The sequence below is a fragment of the Flavobacterium sp. GT3R68 genome (assembly GCF_007109225.1).
GTDB lineage: Bacteria > Bacteroidota > Bacteroidia > Flavobacteriales > Flavobacteriaceae > Flavobacterium.
Genome location: NZ_VJZK01000002.1, coordinates 129,984 through 151,922 on the forward strand (window position 1 = coordinate 129,984; position 21,939 = coordinate 151,922).

The following is a 21,939-nucleotide window of genomic DNA, read 5'->3' on the forward strand; positions in this document are numbered from 1 at the left end:
TTTTTTTTGTGTTGTAATTTAGAATTTATCTCAAAATAACGTCTTTAACCAAATCCCTGCGCAATTCCTCGTTGATCATCGCAATGATTTTGGATTTGCCATGTGATAACTCCTCCCGAAGTACCGCAGAGGTCAATTCTACGTACAATGTCGTTCCTTTTAAGACAACATTTTTGGTATAACTGTTTACGCCATTACCCATTAATGACGCCCAGGCCTCTTTGACAGAAATCTGGTCCATTCCGGGTTGGAGTTTGTTTTGCTGGATGATTTCTTTCAGAACATCTCCAATAGAACTTTCGTTATTGAGTCTTTTTGCCATCTTCCAAAAGATTTATAGGTCCTGCTTTTTTGTAATGATAGGCAGAATTTTGTGAATTTATTATCACCATCTTTTCATCGGAAAGCGATTTTAATTCTTCTTTCCACTTTGCATATGCAGTGCTGTAATTTATATAGGTTTTTTCGTTTTTAAAGACGATCTCCAATTTTCCGGATTGGTCATCCACTATGAAACGTCCATTCAATTGCGGCTTTACTTTTTTTCTGAATCCTATATTATTTTTTATTTTAAAATATTCAAACGTTTCATTAATAGAATATTCCTTTTCACTGCCATCAGGAAGAACGACTTTTTCAATTTCCCAATACCCATTCATTTTTGAAATATCTTTTTCAGTAACTTTTTGCTGACATGACATCAAAACCAAAAGACATAATAGTGCATATATTTTTTTCATTGAAAAGCATTTGCTACAAATTTACTTTTTATCCGTTTGAAAACTACATTTAGTTATGAACAAAAAGACTTTCCATTAAACTATTTTATACTTTTAAAGTCCTATCCCGAACATTCATCGTATGAAAAAAATATACATCCCGTTTTTACTACTGACCTTATTTATAGGTTGCAGTTCAGAAGAAAGTCCCACTGCCACTCAGAGCATGTATTTCCCGCCGATTGATGGAAGTACAATTTGGGAAACGAAATCTGCAAACAGTCTCGGTTGGAATGCCAATGCCGTTCAGCCCTTATTGGACTATCTGGAAGCAAAACATTCCAGATCCTTCATAATACTTGTCGATGGTAAAATTGTAATGGAGAATTACTTTAACGGACATTCAGCGTCCACGAACTGGTATTGGGCCAGCGCCGGTAAAACATTGACCTCAGCCACGGTAGGGATTGCACAACAGGAAGGTTTTTTAGATATCAACGATAAAGTTTCGGATTATTTGGGAACCGGATGGACCAATGAAATCCCGGCAAAAGAAAGCCTCATTACCAACAAACATTTATTGACTATGACTTCCGGCCTTAACGATGCGATCGGAGATGATGTTTCTCCTTCCAATCTGCAATATACCGCAGATGCCGGTACCCGCTGGGCCTACCATAATGTTTTCGTGAAGCTTCAGGATGTTGTGGCTGCCGCAACAAACCAAACATATGACAGTTATTTCAACACCAAATTAAGGGACAAAATTGGCATGAATGGATTCTGGTTTACCTCCGGAAGCAACATTGTCTACACCAGCAGCACCAGAAGCATGGCCCGTTTTGGATTACTGGCACTGAACAAAGGCAAGTGGGAAAATGAGCAAATTATAGAGGAAGATTATATTACCCGGGCAACCACAACCTCTCAGGACATTAATCAGGCATATGGCTACTTGTGGTGGCTCAATGGCAAAAGTACCTTTCACTTACCGCAAACACAATATCAATTTTCGGGAAGTATAATCCCGTCTGCACCTAACGATATGTACATGGCTTTAGGCAAAAACGATCAAAAAATCTATGTAATTCCAAGCAAAAAAATGGTCGTTATCCGTATGGGAGATGCTGCCGATGAAGTGAACGCGGCGTTATCTACTTTTGACACTGATTTATGGGTAAAAATAAAAGCGCTGTATGAATAATACAACGCTGTTTTGGATTATTGTTTCAGTACTTTTTTACTGATTACTTCTTTAGTGGTAGTCACGTTAACTAAATAAACACCTGGCGCCACATTGAATGGAATTTCAATAGTTTTAGTGTTTGGCACTTTTTTCATAGTAAACAGTTGCCTTCCGTTAATATCATAAACTGAAATTTCTCTTATTTCAACTGACTTATTTTTAACGACATACAATTTATTTTGTAAGTCATTATTATAAACCAGTAAATTTGATTCCGATAATTCATTTTCTCCTATTATTGTTGATGGCCTGTCTGTCTGAAAAGTTAGTTCAAAACGATTATTAAAAGTCCCCGCCGACAATTTTACTTCAGCAGGTGTTTGAGTAATATCATAATAAATAGAGGTTTGCTTATCGTAGATGTATATTTTTTGATTTGCAGGTAAGAATTGTGATTCATCAATCATAAACTTAACCCGACCTATTGTGTCCATTTTTACCCCTAACGGATACTTTTTCCCAACACCAAATGCGCCAACTCCTTGAATAGTAAATTCCTTATCATTAATCATAAAATAAACATCGCTAATCTGAGTATCCAATTGACGCCCATCATATCCCTGATCTAAACCGTCTGTGGCGTTTTCATTCATAAACCCAATTAATAATTGTCTGTGCAAATTAGTAGTGGTAACAAAACCTAGCCTAATTTTTGGGTTTTTAAAATTATAAACCCGATCGTTAGAATTATCAGAAAAAGGGTCAACTGTTATATTACTATTATTACGGAACGTCGTATTAGAAATTTGCAGACCGGCATCATCAAAGGCATCTTCCTTAATAAAAGATCGTTGATTATTGTTAAACAGAATAGGTTCAGCGCCGCTGATTCCAATTTCTCCCTTCACAAAAAATCCTTGACCAACAGGAATATATTGGTATGGCACCTTAGTAGTTCCCGCTCCAACACCATTAATACCAGCGGGCGCAATTGGAGGAGTTCCACCTGTCAGCGTCAACATCGCATAACCGCCGGTATACCCCGCGAGGTAATGAGAATTGTTATTAGGGGAATGCTGCCAAAAATAAAGTGCTCCTGTAATAATTCCCGTTGCGCGATACCCTCCGTTAGCTATCGATATGTTATCCTTTATAAATTCGAAAGCATCTATAGCGGAAGGATATGGGTTTCCAACCAAAAATAAATTATCTGCTAATATTGAAGTGCCATTTATAAAACCATTATTTGGTTTCCCCACAAAGGTATAATTTTGGGTTATCGTATTGGTTTCATCTACGGGCCCATCTCCTTTCAGAGTGAAACTTTGTGAAGGGCGGATAGGGGAATTTTCATCAATTTGCAGCCAATTGGCATATTGTGTACCATTTTCAAATTTATACAACCAATATCTGGCTAAACTAATTGGCGTACCCGATGAACCGTCATATCCGCCAATCCAGTTTATGTTTGAAGGTGTGGCTGTTGTACCATCTTTAAATACTCCATTTATCGTATAATCATTATTATTTGTAACAGCATTAATAGGACCTACGGGGGACGACCAGTAGTTATAGTTGTATTTATTAACGGTACCTTGTTGGCTTCTTTTTATAAAACCTTTACTTGTGGGATCCAAATCGCTGTTGAGAGTCTGCACCAGTTGAGAACGGCCTGTTAAGTTAAGTAGACCGTCTAATTTTAAATAGTGCGAAACTTCCACCTTAGTGTTATTATTGGCTAATAAGGTTTTATAGGTTACTACATCCGTACCTTCTATAATCAACCCTAAAAGAGTTTTATTTCCGGTCGATTCTACGTTGTGCAGTATTTTGACAATGTTACCATTTATCTTTTGGTTGGGAAGATCCGTTATAATCGAAAGATTATTAGGTATCGTTTGTAAAGATCCGTTTTTCCAAATTGCCGAATTGCTCCACAATCCGTCCGCAACTGTTTCATAAGGAAGCGGTGCGGTTTGTGAGCTTAACATTTGCTTGTTTTTATTTAAATATTTTATTCTTAAATAATTGCGATCATCGGTCAAACCTTCCGCTACTGTACCATAATAGGCGTTAAAATCGTAATATGCGCGGAGTTTACTCCACAGAATTGTTTTCAGTTCATTCTTTGCTATATTCTGAGGAATAACTTTTCCGGTGACGGTATTGTCCGTATGCTTCATGATTTCCTGATTCATGATATAATTTATCTGGTCTGACGTCAATGCCAAATCCCAGATTTGAAGTTCATCTATTTCACCTCTAAATGGAGAGACTACGTTATTTTTATCAATATAAAGATTCCCAAGTGAAAACCTAGAATAGTTAGGGGTTGGATTCGAAAGATTGAAAGTAGACGTTTCTACAACGCCATCTATGTAAAGATCCGCACTACCCACATAAAATACTCCAACGATATAATGCCATTTACCATCTGCTACCGGCGTTTTCGAAACAAAACGGGAAGCACCATCCCAAAAAGCCTCCACTTTATGTTCCGCATTTAATTTTAACTCTAAATTGGCCCCTTTACTAAATATAGTTCTACTAGCGGTACTGGAACCGTCATTTCTTAGCCAACAGGCCACTGTAAATGAACCGCTATTTAGATTTAAGGCATATTCTCCAACTAAGAAATCAGGGCCAGCTGCAATATTAACATGGTATTTTCCCTCTAATTTTAGGGCCTTACCAAAAGTAAAATACTTCGTTCCATCAAAATCATACCAGGTTTGCAAATTACCAACTCCGTCCGATTTCAAAGGTATAATATCAATTATATCAGCATCACTAAAATTGGCATTGTCACTAACAATTAAAGCGTACTCTTCATTAGATAGTTTTGGAAATGCACTAAAGGCCGCAGCTGGAATACCTATGTATATATTTTCAACATCTCCGGCGGCATCCGCTTTTGTTTCAACAACTTTCCATTTTTTGTTAATTCGGGTAGTCGAAGTAGTTACTCCGGCACCTAAAGTTGACGTATTGGTGCCGCTTGCTGTATAAGTACCATTATCCGAACCCCATATTAAGAAATCGCGGTTCTTTTTAAATTGGTTTATATTGGCTTTGTTAGTGGTGGAAATGACTCCCAAACCAATCGTAACTTCATTACTATCATTAAGGCTTTTTGATTGTTTTTGACTTAAATCAGAACCTACATCCTCGCCAATACCTGCAATGTTATAGTTGTAACCCGCATTTGTGGTACTGTTCCATATGACACTTCCACCAGAATCCACATAATTTTTACTGGTTCCGTTTACACCTAAAGTGATACCATATTTTAACGCCAAATACGTTTCTATCTTAGGACGATCGGCGTCAGGAACCCGGGAAGCATATGAAATTACCTCAGCCACTCTACCGTTTAGATTGCCATAGGTGGCGTCATTTATATTCTTACCGATATTGTAAGGAGTACCTTTCCATAGTCCACTGTCATCATAACCAACATTGGTATAAGTAAGACTGGTACTTATATTAGTTTGATTGCTGACGTTATTAGAATTAAATAATAAATCGATCCCGTTAGCCGGAGTACTGGTTTTATTTCGAGTGTTTATAATCCCTGCTTTGATATAACTTCCTAAATCATCCGCAATAGTGTAGTGAGGATCGCCCGTGGTTTGCCATTGATTAAACCATAATTTTTCATTTGATAATCGGCCGGTAAAATCGCCTAATCCGATTCCTGTATGTTCATTAGGAACTGTTGGATAGGCCGGAAATGCAGCGGAAGTTCCAGAAATAATTGTCATGGGGCTACCTATGGCGCCATCAGCTTCCATCACTATGAATGTTTCGTGAGTGTAATATCCATTTTCTGTGTTATATAAAAATTGGTTAAGCATACTCCCATTATTTTCAAATTTCACTACCGGGTTAAAATTGATGTTACTACTGGCGGCATCAATATAGGTTGGCTGGTTTGCAACTACCGTTTGTGTGGCATCTTTACCTGTTGACCCCAAATCTTTCCAAAGCGCAACTTTAGAGCCTGTGGCCAAATTGATTCCTCTCGTGGCCTTTAGCCAAAGCCTGAAATCTGCATTTACACCACCCGGTCCGGTTATCGTTGGGTTGTATCCATCTCCTTTGATAACAAAATTATATGGATTTTTGGTTGCATCATTATTGGGAATTGTGATAATGGCCCATTTAGTACCAGTGGACTGCGGTGTAAACCGGACGACCAGATAACCAACCCCTCCGGGGGCAATATTAGCTGAAGTAAGCGCAATGATTGCAAAATCCGGAGATGGCAATCCCGTTTCAGGATTGTAGGTTAAACACGTTAAAGAATTAAGCGTTAAAGGACATGTACCTGCATTGACAATCGCATATGTTCTTGTTGTGGAGGCCAATACATCAACTGTTCCAAATAATGTTCCATTAAAAGAAGTAGGGATGGTTTGTTCATCTGGAACAGGTTGCGTTGGCGTACCGCCCAACACAGAAATTAACGGGGCGTTGGTAAAATTTATTGTAAAAGAAAATACCGGATAATTATTCGCGTTAGAATTGATCGTAATCACCGTAGATGCCGGAACGGAATTGCAATTAAAATTATTTTTTCTTATCTTAAAAACACTAAATTCATCTCTTTTAATATTAACTCTTGTAGGCGGAGATGAAATTACAAAATTTGTATTACTTAAGGTAATTGACGGATTTTGCAAAACCAGAGACGAATTACCATTCGTGGGAACATTTATTATGGTAAATGAAATTTCTGTTGAGGCACCAAAACTAATGGTTCCATTGTTTGGAATATTAATCGCAGGATTGCCATAACTTACAAAAATTTGCGGACTGCCTTGAGAAAAAAGCACGGAAGACCAAAGAAATGTAAAGGCAAGTAGGAATTTGGTGAGGGTAGAGAATTTCATAAGTTACTATTTTTAAAATGTATAAAAATTAACACAATTCTGCTTCCTTTAAGGTAAGACAATTATTAACCAATATACAATTATATCGACAAAATCACATGTTTAATCGACGAAATACATGGTTTTTAACATTTATGGTCTCTTTTATAAGCTGTGATAATGATTTTATCTTTATATTCTTACGAACTTCATTTACCATATCATCATCAATAAATCATAATAAACAAAAACCCATTTCAGGGTGAAATGGGTTTTTGTTTTGTCTTACGCATGGTCAAATTTTTTGATATAAAAAATGACAAAAATTTAAAGATGTTTACTATTTCTTAATTCTTTTCGTCATTCCCCAAAAGAACAGGATAACTCCCAACACCAGAAAGACAATATAAAACGTGTGATAGTCATTTTTAAGAAGACTCGACCCGACAATACAGATAATACTGGATAAGTATAGGTGCATCGGTTTTAAATTATTGAAAAAATTCATGTTTATTATTTAAAAAAAGAATCTACGAATTCATATTTGTTAAACACCTGAAGATCTTCGATACCTTCCCCTACTCCAATATATTTCACCGGAATCTGGAATTGATCGGAGATTCCGATTACGACACCGCCCTTTGCCGTTCCGTCGAGTTTGGTAACTGCCAATGAGGTTACTTCGGTAGCGGCAGTAAATTGTCTGGCCTGCTCGAAAGCATTCTGTCCGGTAGAACCATCCAAAACCAACAATACATCGTGAGGTGCTTCGCCAATTACTTTTTGCATAACGCGTTTCACTTTGGTCAATTCATTCATCAGATTGATTTTGTTATGCAGACGCCCTGCAGTATCAATGATGACAATATCGGCATTTTGAGCAACCGCAGATTGCAGCGTATCGAAAGCTACGGAAGCAGGATCGCTACCCATACTTTGTTTTACCAAAGGCACTCCTACGCGATCAGCCCAAACCTGAAGCTGATCGATGGCAGCGGCACGAAAAGTATCCGCAGCGCCTAAAACGACGTTAAAGCCCTGCTTTTTGAATTGGTATGCTAACTTACCGATTGTAGTAGTTTTTCCCACACCGTTAACGCCAACCACCATTAAGACATAAGGCTTGGTGTTTATTGGAATTATAAATTCGGTTGCATCTCCGGAATTGGTTTCCGATAAAAGTCCTGCTATTTCTTCCCGGAGAATCTGATTGAGTTCGTCGGTGCCTAAATATTTATCTTCGGCAACGCGTTTTTCGATTCGGGTGATGATTTTAAGAGTCGTATCGACACCTACATCGGATGAAACCAGGATTTCTTCGAGGTTGTCCAATACCTCATCATCGACTTTGGTTTTTCCGGCAACAGCTTTGGTTAATTTGGAAAAGAAAGTGGTTTTCGATTTTTCGAGACCCTTGTCCAAGGTTTGCTTCGCCTGTTCGCTTAGGTTCGTCTCTTTTTTTTCTGAAGAAAATATTTTTTTAAAAAAACTCATTTTTATGGATTGTTAGATGGTTAGATCTTTAGATTTCCGAAAAAACGGAAATTTAGTTTTAGCAATCAACTTTAGCCCTGATAGAAGCGGCATCCTTTTTCTGGCTTCTTTAGCCTGGAAAAGATATAGCGTATAGCAGGAAATAGCTCCGTATTAGAAACTACTGTAAATATAAAAAATAAAAAAGCTACTTCCGAATGAAAGTAGCTTTTCTATATACTGTTATGCTGAATTATTTCTTTTTCAAGAATTCATCAACTGCTTCAGGAGCCATAATAGATTCTACGAATGTATATGCGCCAGTCTTAGGAGATTTCACCATTTTGATGGCTTTTGATAATCTCTTTGAAGATGTTTGTAACGATGCTACGGTTTTCTTTGCCATGATTCAATGTTATTTAAATTTCAATAAAACTTCAAATGTGGACCATTTGAGATTTATAAAAATCTCTAATTATTACTTAATTTCTTTGTGAACTGTTACACGCTTCAAGATTGGATTAAATTTCTTAATCTCTAATCTGTCCGGAGTATTTTTTTTGTTCTTTGTTGTTATGTATCTAGAAGTTCCCGGAACACCTGAAGTTTTGTGCTCTGTACATTCTAAAATTACCTGAATTCTATTACCTTTCTTTGCCATCTTGCTATATATTTATCTGGAATGGATTATTTAATAAATCCTTCAGTCTGCGCTTTTTTCAAAACTGCAGCGATTCCATTTTTATTAATTGTTTTTATTGTAGATGCTGCTACTCTAAGAGTAATCCATCTATCTTCTTCAGGAAGATAAAAACGCTTCTTAACTAAGTTTACAGAAAATTTTCTCTTAGTTTTGTTCATAGCGTGAGAAACGTTATTTCCTACCATCGCTCTTTTACCTGTAAGGTCACAAACTCTTGACATTATCTTATCTTTTATCGTTATTCAAAATCAGGGTGCAAAGAAACAAAAAATAAACCTATAATACAAAATAATTAAAGCAGATTTTTTAAAATTTCTTTCTGCAGCAGCTCTAAACTTTTATTTACCGCCCTATCTATCACTTTTTCACGGGGTTGACCGAAATTAAATTCTTCGACAATAACTTCGTCCGGCGTTGCCAAAGCGATAAAAACAGTACCGATTTCGGCATCTGAATCGCCTTTGGCCGGTCCCGCGTTTCCGGTTGTCGCAATCGCGTAATCCGTTTTCATCAAACGTTGGACTGCCAGTGCCATTTCTTTCACTACCGGAGCACTTACAACCGAATACTGCTTTATCAGCTGTTCCGACAATCCTAAAACATCAATCTTAGCTTCCGTTGAATACGAAACAATACTCCCTCTAAAATACGCCGAAGCGCCACTAACCGAGGTCAGAACCTGGGCTATCCCCCCCCCGGTGCAGCTTTCTGCTGTCGCGATAGTTTTCTGCTGCTGGGTTAATAACCGGCCCAAAACGACCTCAATCGTGTCTTCTTCTTCAAAGCCAACAATGATGTCTCCGATGATCTGGGTTAAAGTATTTACGTTTTCAGCAATAGCTATTTCCAGCATTCCTTTATCGGTTCCCCGGGCCGAAAGCCGCAACCGTACTTTCCCCGGGCTTGGCAGATACGCCAACTTGATGAACTGCGGTAGGTTATTTTCCCATTCCTCAATACGTTCGGCGACCAGACTTTCGCCTTGCCCGTAGGTCAGGATTGTTTTATGGATGATGTAGGGACGTTGATATTCTTTCACGATTTTAGGGATGATTTCATTTTCAACCAGGTATTTCATTTCATACGGCACACCCGGCAACGAAATAAAAACGGTGTTTTCCTTTTTCATCCACATTCCGGGAGCCGTTCCTACCTGATTGTGCAGCACCGTGCATGTCGAAGGAACCAAAGCCTGGTCCTTATTGATTTGTGAAGCGGGACGATTCATTACCCGTTCAATAAGATCGATGACATGAGCCTCAACTGCTGCATTGACCACCAAAATATCGTCCAGGTACTCACATAATGTTTTTTTGGTAATATCATCCTTTGTAGGACCTAAACCACCAGTAATCACCACCAGATCAACCTGATTCTGAAGTGCCGACAACGTATCTAAAATGTGCTGTTTATTGTCGCTGATCGAAAGTATTTCCTGAATCTCGACTCCGACGCGATCCAATGATTTGGCTATAAAAGCCGAATTGGTATCTACGATCTGCCCTATCAGAATTTCATCCCCAATAGTTACTATGGTTGCTTTCATTGGTATTTTATATAATGCAAAAAGACAAAAAATACCAAGATGATAGTTTTTGCCTTCCAATTAATTTTTTATCTATAAATTAAAATCTTTCTTTATCTCTTTGACAGCTTTCTCGACCTGGTTGGCCACGCTTTTAAAAGTTTCCTTGATTTCTTTCTTCTTTCCTTCTGTTTTGGACCAGGCCTCAATCTGAAGTATGTCCTCGTATGCGAGATTCAACCCAAGCAAATCAAGAGAAGGTTTTATCTTATGGGCGAAACTATACGCCATTTTATAATCTTTCTCTTCAATTCCCTGTTTTACCTGTTCCAAATCCATTGGGACTTCAGTAACAAATAAATTAATTATTTCAGATACAAATTCCGGATCGTTGTCCGAAAGTGCATACACTTTTGCTAAGTTGTAATGTAAAGCCATTATTTTACCTGGATTCTAAATAGTTTATTTCCCTCTAAATACCCTTCTAAAACATCTTCCGATTTCACAGCCGCAACGCCTTCCGGTGTTCCGGTAAAAATAATATCCCCGATTTTCAGTGTGAAAAATTGCGACACATGAGCAATCAGCTCGTCTATCTTCCACAACATATGACTGGAATTTCCTTTTTGGACTGTTTCCCCGTTTTTTGTTAATTCAAATGTAAGATTTTCTATCGAACTAAACGTGTTTTTTGGCATAAATTCTCCAATAACGGCCGAACCATCAAAAGCTTTGGCTTTTTCCCATGGCAACCCTTTGTCTTTCAGTTTTTGCTGTAAATCCCGGGCCGTAAAATCAATCCCGACGCCTATTTCATCATAGTATTTCCCGGCAAATTTTGCATCGATATACTTCCCTACTTTATTGATTTTCACGATTATTTCGAGCTCATGGTGAATATCATCCGAAAATTCCGGAATCACAAACGGATGCTGCTTCAATAAAACGGCCGAATCCGGTTTCAGGAACACAACAGGCTCTTCCGGTCTTTCGTTTTGTAATTCCTCAATGTGTTTGGTGTAATTCCTACCGATGCAGATAATTTTCATAAGGCTTATTGGAGCTATTCCTGCTGTCCGCTATATCTTTTCCTGGCTAAAGGAGCCAGAAAAAGGATACCACTGCTATCAGGGCTATTTTGATTCTAGCTTAATTTATTGTTCAGTTTTCTGAGTTTAATGGCGGTCAGGACTTTTTTGGTATACAGCGGGAAATCAGCATTCTGAATCCAGCTGAAATAGCCGGGTTCGCTTTCCAAAATATGATCCACCTTAATGCCTTTGTGCTTCCCGAAAGCAAAAATTTCCTCTCCATCTTTGTCAAATGCAATCATTCCTGCAAAATCCGCAATCTTTTTTCTGGTCGAGAATTCCGATAGCGATTTCACGTCATTTTCCAATTCAGGGTAACGGTCGAGTTGCGCTTTCAGTATTTCGTATGTTGCCATCGTATCTGCCTCCGCAGAGTGTGCATTTTCCAAGGTCTGTCCGCAATAAAATTTTAAGGCAGCACTCAATGTACGTTCTTCCTTTTTATGGAAAATAGTCTGAATATCAACCGAAACACGGTTCTTCATGTCAAAATCTACTCCGGCGCGCAATAATTCTTCGGCCAATAACGGAATATCAAAGCGATCCGAATTGAATCCAGCCAAATCCGAATCTTTAATCATATTATAGACCTGCGGCGCCAATTCGTTAAAGGTTGGCTCATTGGCTACTTTTTCATTTGTAATTCCGTGTACGGCTGTAGTTTGCGACGGAATGGGAATAGTTGGGTTAACCAGCCATGTTTTGCTTTCTTTATTTCCGTTTGGAAAAACCTTAAAAATTGATATTTCTACAATTCGGTCTTTTCCGATGTCAATCCCTGTAGTTTCCAGGTCGAAAAAACAAATTGGCTTGTTCAGTTTGAGTTCCATGGTTTCGTTTTAAAAAAGCAAATATACTTCAATATAAAACAATATGAAAAACAAACGGCAACACGTCTTTTACTCTTTAACGATTTTGACAACAGAAGCCTTACTCCCATCTGAAATATTCAGGAAATAAATACCTTTTGACAATGTTGACGGCAGTTCCAGTTTTTGGAAATTACTACCTTCAGCAAATGTTTTGTCGTTTATCAAACGGATAATTTTCCTTCCACTTGTATCATACAAATCTATTGATAACAGTTGAGAATGTTTTAGTGTGAAAGTCAAATTTACAGTCTGTTGAACGGGATTAGGATACACCGAAAACGACTCCGCCATATTAAATTCCGAATTATCCAGTTTTAAGGTGGAATTAAACCGCGAAACCGCAAAATCGACATGAATAGGATTTCCCGAGCCTCCGCCTATCAAAATCTTACCGTCATCTTGAACAGTGATTGCATTTGCCTGACTGTTTTGATTGATAAAATCAGTGGTGACTATACCGTCTTCTCCAAAAGTCAAATCCAACCCTCCGGTGGCTAAAAAACGTATCAATTGAATATCCGCACTGGAAATACCTCCAGTAGCATGATATTGAGCGAGCAAGATTTTCCCATCGGTTTGCATTTCCATGGCGGTTACTTCCCCGACGGACAGGGGTTTAATTATCACTCCACCCGTTCCAAAATCGGGATCCAATTCGCCTTTCGGCAAAAGATGCATCATCAGGAAATTATTTGGCCCTCCGGTCGGTCTGGCATTACCTGCAACTATTATGGTACCATCCGCCAGACTTTCAACCAGCAAAGCAGTATCAAACTCTTCATTGCCTTCTGCAATAAGTTTTCCATTGATTCCAAAAGTGTTATCCAGACTTCCGTTACTATTATATCTCACTACAGCAAAATCCTGTGCATAATAACCCAGTATCGGATCATATACAGCACGGGAAGATCCTGCCAGAATAATTTTACCGTCAGCCTGTAAGGTCATCGCTTTAACAACATCATCTGCCTGTAGCGATGTAATGACAACACCATTATGCCCGAAGCCCGTATCTAAAACACCATTGTCCAGATATCGCAGCACCACAAAATCAGAGGTTGGATCACTGTAAATCATGGTGTCTCCCCCCACAATTATTTTTCCGTCGGCTTGAATAATAACAGCTGCCATATTACTAACATCGCCAATTGTAATTGACAATACTTTTCCGTTTACACCAAAACCGGTATCAATACTCCCATTACTATTGAATCGCATGATTTCGAATTGCTCATAAGGCAGTCCGTTGAAAAACGTATGCGAACTCCCCACCGCGACTATTTTACCATCGCTTTGAATAGCCATCGCAGTAAATTCGAGACGTAAGTCTGAAAAGTCAGATACTGCTTTTCCGCCAACCCCAAAAGCCCCATCGAGCGATCCGTCCTGATTGTATCGCGCCAAGGCAAATTGATTATAAATAGTGGAAGTTGCAAAAACACTTCCGCCTGCTATTATTTTACCATCAGGCTGGACTGCCAAATCGTGTACACTGGAAAGATTGGATCCGAAAAGCGTAACAACTTTCCCATCTACATCAAAAGTGGTATCAAGAGTACCATCCTGGGCAAATGAAATCATTGTTGTGGTTAAAATCGATACTAAAAATAAACGTTTAATTCTTTTCATAATTTCTGCAATTTTATCATCATTATTAATGGATAGCTGTGCAAGTGATTAAAATAGATAGAAATTGGAGCTGTTATTTTACGATTTTTACGACGGCCGTATATTCCGCGTCTGAGACGCTTAAAAAATAAATCCCTTTGGACAGGGTTCCGGGCAAATCTAATTGTTGGGAATTATGCCCAGATTGAAAATTTTTATTCTTTAGCAAATTCGAAATTTTTCTACCGTTGACATCGTATAAATCGATTGACAAATCCTCCGATTGATTAAGATTAAAATCCAAATTGACGATTTGACTGACAGGATTGGGATACACGGAAAATGTATTTTTATGTCCTTCAAATTCATTGTCGGTTAATGTTTGACCTAAACCATATCTTAACAATAATGTGTGAGGATGACAGGAAAGATGTGCTTCACAGAATGTAGATCCAATGACAAGTTTCCCATCAGACTGCAGGCAAGTTGAATTTGACATATTTCCACCACCTAAATTATCATTTGGAATAAGCAGAAGACTATTCTCTCCAAAAGTAACATCCGGAACACCAGTCACTAAATACCGGACGATTCCGATTTGATCAAGACTATACCCATATTCATCAATATAGGGATGTCTGCCGATGGCGACAATTTTTCCGTCAGATTGTATCACTATTGAATCCGGGGCATTATCAGTCAATGCAGAATCAGGTGAAACAGTTAATACAATCATACCATTTTCTCCAAAGTTCGCATCCAAATCCCCATTAGGCAAAAGCCTGAATATTCTATAGTGGTCATCGGAAATGGTGTACGGTGAATCGATAAAATGATAGGAACGGCCAATAAATAAAATTTTATTATCTGGTTGAATTTTTACAAAACGCAAATTATCCACATCAATATCTATGGTTAGAGTGCCATTATTACCAAACGTAGCATCTAGTGTACCGTCATTTAAATATCTTGTAAAAACAAAATTCCCATCACTACTTGAAATTAGTATTTTCCCATCTTTTGTCAGTGCTACTTGTCCTATCGCAGTAATTGGTACAGCACCATTGATGCCAAAACTACTGTCCGGATTTCCATTAGAATTATAGCGAATGAGGCTGTGGGTCACGCCCAAAGCAGTACTTCCATAACTTTCGGCAGCCAATATTTTTCCATCAGGCAGCAGTGCCAGCGAGTTTATGCCATTTGTATTTTTAATAATTACACCGTTAACACCAAAAGTACTGTCTAAAATGCCGTTTTTATCGTATTGGACTAAAAAAGACCTGCTTGCAAAAATGCCTTCAAAATAGTCATATTCGCGGGTTGCGACAATTATTTTACCTTCAGATTCCTGTAACATTCCATTTACATAATACCCTCCAAAGTCATTAATCACTTTTCCATCTGCACCAAATTCGTTGTCCAACGAACCATCTTTATTGTATCGCAACAAAGCAAATTTGTTATACCCACTTTGGTTAAAGATTCCACCCGCCGTTATTATTTTACCGTTGGACAAAACCGCTATATCTTTTATATCCGATAAATATCCTCCAAAATCAGTCATTACAACTCCGCTATTCCCAAATGTTGTGTCCAGCGTTCCATCTTGCGCAGAAGAGTCCGTTGCGACCATTAAGATGAATGTCCAAAATAAATGTTTAATTCTCCCCATAATATCTCCATTTTTGATTTATAACAAAAGCCTGTCCGTTCCGAAAAACAAATGCTTCGGGTGAACAGAAAAACTAACAAATTGATTAAACAGAAATCTGGGGATTATTTAACAATTTTAATATTTGTGGTATTTATGCCATTTGAAATTTGCAGGAAGTAAATACCGTTCGCTAAAGTTCCGGGCAGTTCCATTTTTTGGGAATGTTTACCTGATTCAAAAGCGGTTTCTTTTAACAGATTTGCGACCTTTCTTCCGTTGCTATCGTATAAATCAATGGACAGTTCGTCGGATTGATTAAGATTAAAATCTAAATTAACAACTTGATTTACCGGATTGGGATAGGCTACAAAGTGCTTTTTTTGCATGTCAAATTCAGAATTTGACAACAATCCTGAATTATAGCGCAGTATCACAGAATGTGGATGTGACGAAAGGAATGCCTCGCTCACGCTCCCCCCTACTATTATTTTACCATCAGTCTGCATCGACACTGCGTTGGCACCACTTCGTGAACTTGCTCCCAAGGACGTAGTGACAATTCCGCCTGTTCCAAAAGTGGAATCTAAATCACCACTACTTTCATAACGTGCTAATGCAATATCACTGGAACCTAGCGAATTTTCATAAGTTCCGACAGTTACTATTTTTTCATCGGGTTGTATTTGGATCTCATTTCCTAAGGGCAACGTAACTATTCCGTTTGTCCCAAAACCAGTGTCAATATTCCCATCTGACATCAGACGGAATAATTTGGAATAACCTAAGAAAACAATTTTTTCATCTTTTTGAATTTTTACAGATCGTGCTACATCGCTATCCTCCATATCAAACATTACGATACCATTACTGCCAAAACCGACGTCTAAAATTCCGCTTTCAAAATACCTTGCGATCACATAATCAGTTGTAAATCCGCTGCCGGAAGATGTGGCCCCGGAGAGAATTATTTTCCCGTCCGTTTGCAGTGCTGCTGAATATCCAAAATCCCGATCCCCAATAGATGTGGTTACTATTCCGCCGATACCAAAACCAGCATCCAACATTCCTTCTTTTGTATATCGAATTAACTGTATATCCCTGTCGGACCCATCAAATGAAATTCCGGCACAGACAATTTTTCCATCGGGCTGTAACACTAACGAACTAATATTATTGGAGTTTGTAATTACTTTCCCTGCAACTCCAAAAGTGGGATCTATAGTACCATTTGAATTATACCGCACTAGAAGAGATTGAAAATTTGGGTACACACCAGACACATTGCCTCCTGCTATAATTTTACCGTCTGTTTGTAATACCATACAATTCAAAAGTGAATTCTCCAAAAAGGCACTTATGATGATCCCGTCAGTACCGAATGTGCTGTCAAGTGTTCCATTGGCATTGTATCTAGCCAAGCCAAATTGGTTGTATCCACCATGATCAAATACGCTCCCTGCGGCTATAATTTTCCCGTCTGGTTGTATTGCTAAAGAGTGTACTTCTGATTCGTATTGCCCAAAAAAGGTGATCACTTTCCCCTCATCCCCAAAAGTATTATCAAGTGTCCCATATTGGGCGCATATTACATTTGAGTAAAGTAGAGGTACTATAAACAGAAATATTTTAATTTTTTTCATGATGGCTGCTGTTGATTCGCACATTCACTTCGTCCAAACAATTGCTATTCATTTGCATACTTTTAAATATATGTACGCTCCACTCTAAAAATGGAGGGTTTTATATAATTTTATTTAACAATTTTCAGGTTTGAGGTACTTTTACCATTTGAGATATTTAAAAAGTATATCCCTTTAGTTAAATTTTCGGGTAACTCAATTGTATAGGAATTGGTCCCTGCCGGAAAATCTTTGCGTTGAAGGACATTTTGAATTTTTCTTCCATTGAAATCATATAAATCCACCGTTAATCCTTGGGAATATTTCAGATCGAATGCTAGATTGACAGTTTTATCAACAGGATTTGGAGATATGGAAAAGATATTTTTCTCATCAGCCTGCCCTTCCACTTTTACTCCTGAAATATACCGAAGTAATGCAAAATCCACTTTGGAACTACCACCCGCATAACCTCCGGCCATAATTCTACCGTCAGCCTGCATGGCCATTGAGGCAGTCCCGCTTCTAAGATCAAAATCAGTAACAACGACACCATACTTCCCAAAGGTCCAATCTAATATTCCATCGGAACCGAATCGTTTCAAAATAATCTCTTCATCTTTTGTTGCATAGCGAACCAGACCGCAAGTCAAAATCATTCCGTCTGATTGTACCACTAACGATTTTAATTGTTCACTATTTGCTGCCTCCGTAATTGCTAGACCGGAATCCCCAAAATCGGAGTCAAGATCTCCGTTTGGCAATAGACGCGCCAGCATGAAAGAATAACTCAAAGGCGGTTCCGATGTACCACCAACTACGATTTTCCCATCAAGAGGCTGAATTTTCACAGTTTCGGCAGCATTATCATATTTGGCATCCACAACTACTACTCCTTTATTTCCAAAATCAGTATCAAATGAGCCATCAGACAGATAACGCAAAATAATAATATCTCTATCGTTAATTCCAAGGATATCAGCAGATACGACTATTTTATTATCATTTTGTACAGCAACGGATATTTGGGCGCCTAAACTTCTTATTTTGGTTTGTACCACCCCATTGACGCCGAAGCTATCGTCCAAAGTTCCGTCCTGATTAAATCTCATTACCATCAATACATAATTGTTGGGTTTGAAAAAATGGTGAACGGAATAACCAACCAAAATAATTTTCCCATCCTCATGGACGGTCATAGAGGTAGAAAAAATTGAATTTAGAAGCACTTTACCCGCGGTGCCAAATGATAAATCTACAGTACCTTCAGAATTGTATCTTCTGAGTAATGAAAATGATGTTTTACTTTTACTGGGAAATTCAATTCCTGCCACTAAAATTTTATCATCAAGTTGTAAACTCATGGAATGTAAATGCATTTGCGTACCGGAATTTTCAATTATTCTTCCTTTTAAACCAAATTCCTCGTCGAGCGATCCATCGCTATTGTAACGGGATAATGCGAATTGAGAAAATGGACGGTTAGTGTCAAAGATATCTCCTGCAGCAATAATTTTGCCATCAGGCTGAATAACTATAGATCGTACCGATGAATGAAATTCACCAAAAGTTGTTAAAACTTTTCCATCGTCACTAAAATCTGAATCCAGCGTTCCAAATTGAGAAAAAGACGCTGGCGCTAACAGTAAAAGGACGGATAAAAATAAAAGTCTAAATTGTTTCATAATTTCATCTATTTGATTATTAATTGATTACTACTAATTTACAACTTTTTAAAATAGTATTTAATAAATTGACACCAAAAAAAAATGACCTCAAATGAGGTCATTTTATATCAATTTATTTATTATATTTTAGAAATCACGATTGCTGTCGAAAGCTTCCAGGTAATCTGCTACGCGTTTTACGAACGAACCTCCAAGAGCTCCATCTACAACACGGTGATCATAACTGTGTGACAAAAACATTTTTTGGCGGATACCGATAAAATCACCCTCCGGAGTTTCAATAACTGCAGGTACTTTTCGGATGGCTCCAAGAGCTAAAATCCCCACTTGTGGCTGGTTGATGATTGGTGTTCCAAAAACACTTCCAAAGGTACCCACATTAGTAACAGTATATGTACCTCCCTGAGTATCGTCAGGTTTCAGTTTTCCTAATTTAGCACGGTTTCCTAAATCGTTTACCGCTTTTGCCATTCCCACCAGGTTCAATTGGTCTGCATTTTTAATTACGGGAACAATCAAATTTCCATTTGGCAACGCTGCTGCCATTCCCAAATTGATATTCTTTCTTTTGATGATATAATCGCCATCTACAGAAATATTCATGCCAGGGAAGTCTTTTAATGCTTTGGCAACCGCTTCCATAAAGATTGGTGTGTAAGTCAATTTCTCCCCTTCTCTTTTCTCGAATGCATTCTTAACTTTATCTCTCCATTTCACGATGTTCGTCACATCCACTTCGATGAACGATTGGACGTGTGCTGAAGTTTGAACAGAGGCCACCATATATCCGGAAATCAGCTTACGCATTCTGTCCATTTCTACGATTTCATCACCACCATTTACCGAAACAGGAGCTGCTTTTTGCGCAACCATTGCCACTTTTGGTGCTTCAGCTGCAGGAGCAGGAGTAGCTGGCTGGGATGATCTGTTTTTAACGTATTCTAATATATCATTTTTAGTAACTCTTCCGTCTTTACCAGCGCCTTGAATGGCTTCCAGTTCAGCAATAGTAACCCCTTCTTCTTTGGCAATATTTTTCACTAAAGGTGAAAAGAATTTTTCTGAATCAGAAAAATTTACAGGAGCAGCTACTGCATCTTTAGCAGTTTGCTTCGCCTGTTCGCCGCTCAAGTCAACTGTTTTAGATACTTCAGTTACCGCCTGAGCCGTTTCTTTCGCAACCTCAACAACACCGCCTTCAGTCTCAATGATTGCAATTGTCTGCCCTACTAGAACCACGTCGTCTACATTGAAAAGAATTTCAGTCAATACGCCGCTTACTTCCGAAGGAACTTCACTGTCAACCTTATCAGTTGCAATTTCCAATACGGCTTCGTCCGCGTCGATTTTTTCACCTACTTTTTTTAACCAGTTGGTAATGGTTGCTTCCGCAACGCTTTCGCCCATTTTGGGTAATCTCAATTCAAACTTTGCCATATCTTTAAACTAAAGTTGTTTTTTCGTATTTGGTTTGCAAAATTACTAATTATTTTAAATTATTATTCCACAAAATGTAAATTTTTACTCTATCAGAATAATCTCTCCCCGATCATTACTACTATTGCTTCCAATGATAAAAGAAGCGTTTTTGGGTATGATTTTGAAAGTGAATCCCTGATTTTTATTTTTTTCAAAAAAAGAAATGATTTGACGGAATGAAAAATGAGCATTATCCAGTATCAATTCGCTTTGCCTGACTTTTGAAATTTCATGCGAAAATAAAACATTTTCGTCTACGTTTGTTAAACAGTGGAGCTTTTTTTGAAACTGTTTTTTCAATTTCTGCTTCAGATTTTCGTCCGAAGAAAATAGAAAATATTCTTCCGGTTTTATATTGGCAGCGGTCTTATTTTTCTTTGCCAATGCAAAAAACCACGTTCCGACCCTCATAAACCAATCAAACAATAAAGAGGCACCGAAATGTTTCCGGTAAAAAAACTGCATGGCTTCGCGGAATCGTTGCATGTACGTCCCATCCTTAACGGTACTTTCTCCTTTATAGTGGATGACTGTTGTTTCGTGGAAATAATAATTCGTTTTACCTTTCTGCAATACCATGTAAGACAGATCAATATCATCGGAATACATAAAACAATCCTCATCAAAACCACCGACTCCAAGATATAATTCACGTTTCATCACCATAAAAGCCCCCACCAGGATATCCACTTTTCCTGTTTGATTCTCCATCAGATTTTGGGCGTAATATTTATTGAACAAGGTTGATTTTGGGAATATTTTATAGAGCCCAATAATCTTGGTAAAAGCAACCCAGGGAGTTGGAATCCCTCTTTTGCTTTCGGGAAGAAAATTTCCCGTTCCGTCAATCAGTTTGCAGCCCACAATTCCTAGGTCGGATTGTTTCCTGGCGAAGTCCAACACTTTGGTAAAAGTATCTTCGGCAACCACAGTATCCGGATTGAGAATGCAAATATACTCTCCTTTGGCAGCTGCCACACCCATATTATTCCCTTTTGGAAAACCGGAATTTTCTTTGTTTTCAATAAGTTGAACATTGGAGAAGCGTTGTTTCATCATTTCGCAACTGTCATCGGAAGAATTGTTATCGACTACAATGATTTCGCCGTCAATGCCTTCGAGTGCATTTTGGACACTTAAAACACATTGTTCCAGAAAATACCGAACGTTGTAGTTGAGAATAATGACGGATAGCTGCATTTTTCAAAGGTATATTTAAAGTCGTAAAGTTGCAAAAAATTAAAAACACAAAAGACATTTATCTTTTAGCCCCGATGGAGCCGGTATCCTTTGTGAGGAACGAACAAAGATAAAGGGGAAGGCGGGAAAAGCATTCCTGAAAAATCCCAAACTTTTCGCTTCAGACTGCCTAGTTCCTCGCAATGACAAGAAAAGATTGCTTCGTTCCTCGCAATGACCTACTTTTGCACCCGAGACCGCGAAGG

Annotated in this window: 19 protein-coding genes; 1 reads left to right on the forward strand and 18 read right to left on the reverse strand. The window is 38.2% G+C overall.

Going from position 1 to position 21,939, the window contains the following annotated elements; translation table 11 throughout:
- Nucleotides 1-25: 25 nt before the first annotated feature.
- Both FNW07_RS04905 and FNW07_RS04910 read right to left on the reverse strand, forming a co-directional pair.
- Entirely contained in the window at nt 26-322 is a 297-nt protein-coding gene (locus tag FNW07_RS04905; protein ID WP_126745194.1) for a DUF721 domain-containing protein, read from the reverse strand.
- The gene (locus FNW07_RS04910; protein ID WP_126745193.1) at nt 303-740 is read right to left on the reverse strand and encodes a lipocalin family protein; all 438 of its coding nucleotides are present in this window, start codon (nt 738-740) and stop codon (nt 303-305) included. Before FNW07_RS04910 ends, FNW07_RS04905 begins: the two co-directional genes overlap by 20 nt.
- 121 nt (nt 741-861) lie before the next feature.
- On the opposite strand from FNW07_RS04910, the gene FNW07_RS04915 reads away from it, so the two are divergent.
- A complete protein-coding gene (locus FNW07_RS04915) occupies nt 862-1,923 on the forward strand; it encodes a serine hydrolase (protein WP_126745192.1) in 1,062 nt (353 codons plus the stop codon).
- A gap of 17 nt (nt 1,924-1,940) precedes the next feature.
- Here FNW07_RS04915 and FNW07_RS04920 read toward each other — a convergent pair whose 3' ends face one another.
- The 16 genes from FNW07_RS04920 to FNW07_RS04990 form a co-directional block, all read right to left on the reverse strand.
- The gene (locus FNW07_RS04920) at nt 1,941-6,800 is read right to left on the reverse strand and encodes a LamG-like jellyroll fold domain-containing protein (RefSeq protein ID WP_126745191.1); all 4,860 of its coding nucleotides are present in this window, start codon (nt 6,798-6,800) and stop codon (nt 1,941-1,943) included.
- Nucleotides 6,801-7,119: 319 nt separating this feature from the next.
- Nucleotides 7,120-7,287: a hypothetical protein gene (locus tag FNW07_RS13750; protein ID WP_185964619.1), complete on the reverse strand. Its 168-nt coding sequence runs from the start codon at nt 7,285-7,287 to the stop codon at nt 7,120-7,122.
- 5 nt (nt 7,288-7,292) lie between these two features.
- On the reverse strand, nt 7,293-8,273 hold the full coding sequence (gene ftsY, locus FNW07_RS04925; RefSeq protein ID WP_126745190.1) for a signal recognition particle-docking protein FtsY: 981 nt from the start codon (nt 8,271-8,273) through the stop codon (nt 7,293-7,295).
- 232 nt (nt 8,274-8,505) lie between these two features.
- On the reverse strand, nt 8,506-8,658 hold the full coding sequence (locus FNW07_RS04930; RefSeq protein ID WP_073370281.1) for a DUF4295 domain-containing protein: 153 nt from the start codon (nt 8,656-8,658) through the stop codon (nt 8,506-8,508).
- 72 nt (nt 8,659-8,730) lie between these two features.
- Nucleotides 8,731-8,913, reverse strand: coding sequence for a 50S ribosomal protein L33 (rpmG, locus tag FNW07_RS04935; RefSeq protein ID WP_008253902.1), 183 nt, complete (start codon nt 8,911-8,913; stop codon nt 8,731-8,733).
- 26 nt (nt 8,914-8,939) lie between these two features.
- The gene (gene rpmB, locus FNW07_RS04940) at nt 8,940-9,176 is read right to left on the reverse strand and encodes a 50S ribosomal protein L28 (RefSeq protein WP_144265613.1); all 237 of its coding nucleotides are present in this window, start codon (nt 9,174-9,176) and stop codon (nt 8,940-8,942) included.
- A gap of 71 nt (nt 9,177-9,247) precedes the next feature.
- Complete coding sequence (locus tag FNW07_RS04945; RefSeq protein ID WP_126743636.1) at nt 9,248-10,501, reverse strand: CinA family nicotinamide mononucleotide deamidase-related protein; 1,254 nt, start codon at nt 10,499-10,501, stop codon at nt 9,248-9,250.
- Nucleotides 10,502-10,573: 72 nt separating this feature from the next.
- Nucleotides 10,574-10,918 carry an Hpt domain-containing protein gene (locus FNW07_RS04950; RefSeq protein ID WP_126743635.1) on the reverse strand — a complete coding sequence of 115 codons (345 nt, stop codon included), beginning with the start codon at nt 10,916-10,918 and terminating at the stop codon, nt 10,574-10,576.
- Entirely contained in the window at nt 10,918-11,529 is a 612-nt protein-coding gene (locus FNW07_RS04955; RefSeq protein WP_126743634.1) for a fumarylacetoacetate hydrolase family protein, read from the reverse strand. Before FNW07_RS04955 ends, FNW07_RS04950 begins: the two co-directional genes overlap by 1 nt.
- A 95-nt stretch (nt 11,530-11,624) precedes the next feature.
- Nucleotides 11,625-12,401, reverse strand: a complete 777-nt coding sequence (locus FNW07_RS04960; protein WP_126743633.1) for a 3'-5' exonuclease — start codon at nt 12,399-12,401, stop codon at nt 11,625-11,627.
- A gap of 69 nt (nt 12,402-12,470) precedes the next feature.
- The gene (locus FNW07_RS04965) at nt 12,471-14,072 is read right to left on the reverse strand and encodes a T9SS type A sorting domain-containing protein (protein WP_126743632.1); all 1,602 of its coding nucleotides are present in this window, start codon (nt 14,070-14,072) and stop codon (nt 12,471-12,473) included.
- A gap of 73 nt (nt 14,073-14,145) precedes the next feature.
- A complete protein-coding gene (locus tag FNW07_RS04970; RefSeq protein ID WP_126743631.1) occupies nt 14,146-15,726 on the reverse strand; it encodes a T9SS type A sorting domain-containing protein in 1,581 nt (526 codons plus the stop codon).
- A 104-nt stretch (nt 15,727-15,830) separates the two neighbouring features.
- Nucleotides 15,831-17,348, reverse strand: coding sequence for a T9SS type A sorting domain-containing protein (locus FNW07_RS04975; protein ID WP_158626842.1), 1,518 nt, complete (start codon nt 17,346-17,348; stop codon nt 15,831-15,833).
- 110 nt (nt 17,349-17,458) lie between these two features.
- Nucleotides 17,459-19,012: a T9SS type A sorting domain-containing protein gene (locus FNW07_RS04980; RefSeq protein ID WP_126743629.1), complete on the reverse strand. Its 1,554-nt coding sequence runs from the start codon at nt 19,010-19,012 to the stop codon at nt 17,459-17,461.
- Between the two features lie 129 nt (nt 19,013-19,141).
- The gene (locus FNW07_RS04985; protein ID WP_126743628.1) at nt 19,142-20,452 is read right to left on the reverse strand and encodes a dihydrolipoamide acetyltransferase family protein; all 1,311 of its coding nucleotides are present in this window, start codon (nt 20,450-20,452) and stop codon (nt 19,142-19,144) included.
- Nucleotides 20,453-20,536: 84 nt separating this feature from the next.
- Nucleotides 20,537-21,694 (reverse strand): glycosyltransferase family 2 protein, encoded by a 1,158-nt coding sequence (locus tag FNW07_RS04990; RefSeq protein ID WP_126743627.1) that lies wholly within the window; start codon nt 21,692-21,694, stop codon nt 20,537-20,539.
- Nucleotides 21,695-21,939 lie beyond the last annotated feature (245 nt).